The following is a 2,320-nucleotide window of genomic DNA, read 5'->3' as shown; positions in this document are numbered from 1 at the left end:
ACCGGCGGAGCTGTCGGCCCCGGTCCCCGGACGCGCGGCCGCCGCGACGGGCGGGGTGACGGGCGGTAGCTTCGGCTGCGGAGCGGTAATTTGCGTGGCCTTGGCATGTTCGTTTGGCGCCGAAGCCTTGCCGCTGGCCCTTTCACTCGGCGCTTTGGAAGGGGCTATCTGTTCCTGCGGCGGCGGAGCGGGGACGGCGATTGCACTGATGGTTTCGCTGGCGCGACGTACGACATCCAGATCGAGACCACCGGCAAGCCCCAGTCCGACCGCGACGACGGCGATCAGCGCTCCGGCGCCGGACAAGGCGCGCTGGCGTCCCGAAATCTGTCCCGTATAGGCCATCGTGCGCCTCTTATCGCGCACCGCGGCGCGCAACCGGTACCTGCCTAGAGGAATTCGTCGAGCGTGGATATGAACCGGTCGAACTGGTCGTGGTGGAGCCAGTGGCCGGCATTCTCGAACTCGATGACCGTCGCGGTGCTGAAATGCTCAAGGCGTCCGTCGCGCTCGGGGTTCGAGGCCCAGCTGTTCGCGCCGTAGAGAAGCAGGGTGGGGCAGGTGATCGCACCCCATAGCGCGGCAATGTCGTCCTGCGGCATATCGAATGCCGGCCAGACGTTCAGATAATTGTCGAACTTCCAGCTCCACGTCCCGTCCTCGTTGCGGCTGATTCCATGGATGGTCAGGTGGCGCGCCTGCGCCTCGGTCAGATAGGCGTTCTCGCCCATCATCCGCGCGAGCGCGTCGTCGAGCGTCGCGTAGCGGCGGGGCGTGCGGCCGGCCGCCTTTCGCTTGTCATCGATCCATTTGCGGAAGCGTTCGGCATAAGGCGTCTGCGCGCGTTCGGCGATGACCTTGGGCGAGGGGCCGAGACCTTCGATTGCTACGAGCTTGCTGACATTTTCGGGATAGAGGCCGGTGTAACGCAGCGCGATATTGCCGCCCATCGAATGGGCGACGATGCTGAGCGGGCCAAGATCGAGCTGATGGATCAACTGCGCGAGGTCATAGACGAAACCGTCCATGGCGTAATTGCCGTCGGGCGACCAGGCGCTGTCGCCATGACCGCGCAGGTCGGGCGCGATGATGTGATAACGGCTTTGCAGCTTTTCGGCGACCCAGTCCCAGTTGCGACAATGATCGCGCCCACCATGGATCAGCAGCAGCGGTGGCGCGCCACGATTGCCCCAGTCGACATAGTGAAGCTTCAGCCGCTGCGAGATGAAGCTGTTCGAGGTGGGGCCGGCACTTGCCATCGGTTCGTCCTTGCTGTCTGTTCCAGTTTCAAAAGGCGACTGGTTTCGATCCGTCAACCCCCATCGGGCGGGCGGGGCAAAGAGATGGAGCGAGGGAGAAGATCATGAAGACATTCCGGGACAATCTGCTGGCGGGCAAGACGGCGTTCGTCGCAGGCGGCACGAGCGGCATCAATCTGGGTATTGCGAAGCGCTTCGCCGAACTGGGCGCGAAGGTCGCGGTGGCAGGGCGGGATCCCGAAAAGGCGACGCGCGCTGCGGCAGAAATCGGCAAAGGCGCGCTCGGCCTGTCGGGCGACGTCCGCGATTATGCGGCGATCCGCGGCGTGATGGAGCAGGTCGCGGGCGAGCTGGGTCCGATGGACATCGTGATCTCGGGCGCGGCGGGCAATTTCCTCGCGCCGGTACTCGGCATGTCGGCGAACGCCTTTCGCACCGTTGTCGATATCGACCTCAACGGCACCTTCAACGTATTCCGGGGGTGTCATGACCTGCTCAATCGTCCGGGCGCGTCGCTGATCGCGATCACCGCGGGGCAAGCGGTCAATGCGTCGGCGCTGCAGGCGCATGCGTGCGCCGCAAAGGCCGGAATCAACCAGTTGATTCGCGTGCTCGCGCTCGAATGGGGGCCGGAGGTGCGCGTGAACGGTATTTCACCGGGCCCGATCGCCGATACCGAAGGGATGAAGCGGCTCGCGCCCGACGCTGAAACACGGCAGGCGCATTATGACCGGATCGCGATGAAGCGCTGGGGCCGGGTCGAGGAGGTCGCTGAATCGGCCGTGTTCCTGTGCTCGCCGGCCGCGGGATATATTACCGGTACGATCCTCGATTGCGACGGCGGCAGCCAGATCGGCGACGCTTCGCGCGGCGACCTGACAAAGGGGATGGCCTGAACGCAAAAACGCCGCCAACCCATCGGGGCGGCGGCGTTTTTAATGGTGGGCGTGGCAAGGATTGAACTTGCGACCCCTGCGATGTCAACACAGTGCTCTACCACTGAGCTACACGCCCATCCCTTGGGGTGACGCGCCCCCTAAAGGCCTCTGCGCGGCTTGGCA

Annotated in this window: 2 protein-coding genes, 1 tRNA gene and 1 pseudogene; 1 reads left to right on the top strand and 3 read right to left on the bottom strand. The window is 64.7% G+C overall.

The annotated features are described in order from the left end of the window. Both VN047_RS21325 and VN047_RS21320 read right to left on the bottom strand, forming a co-directional pair. Positions 1-345 (bottom strand): annotated as a pseudogene (locus VN047_RS21325) (energy transducer TonB); the annotation flags it as partial. A gap of 44 nt (positions 346-389) precedes the next feature. Then, complete coding sequence (locus VN047_RS21320; RefSeq protein WP_325546255.1) at positions 390-1,259, bottom strand: alpha/beta hydrolase; 870 nt, start codon at positions 1,257-1,259, stop codon at positions 390-392. Between the two features lie 104 nt (positions 1,260-1,363). Here VN047_RS21320 and VN047_RS21315 point away from each other — a divergent pair, with 104 nt between their 5' ends. After that, on the top strand, positions 1,364-2,155 hold the full coding sequence (locus VN047_RS21315) for an SDR family oxidoreductase (protein ID WP_325546253.1): 792 nt from the start codon (positions 1,364-1,366) through the stop codon (positions 2,153-2,155). A gap of 43 nt (positions 2,156-2,198) precedes the next feature. Here the strand turns inward: VN047_RS21315 and VN047_RS21310 are convergent. Continuing rightward, a tRNA-Val gene (locus VN047_RS21310) sits at positions 2,199-2,273 on the bottom strand. Between the last annotated feature and the right edge of the window lie 47 nt (positions 2,274-2,320).

It is taken from the genome of Sphingopyxis sp. (assembly GCF_035565275.1).
In the GTDB taxonomy this organism is placed as follows: Bacteria; Pseudomonadota; Alphaproteobacteria; order Sphingomonadales; family Sphingomonadaceae; genus Sphingopyxis.
This window is presented reverse-complemented; position numbering and strand designations above follow the sequence as displayed.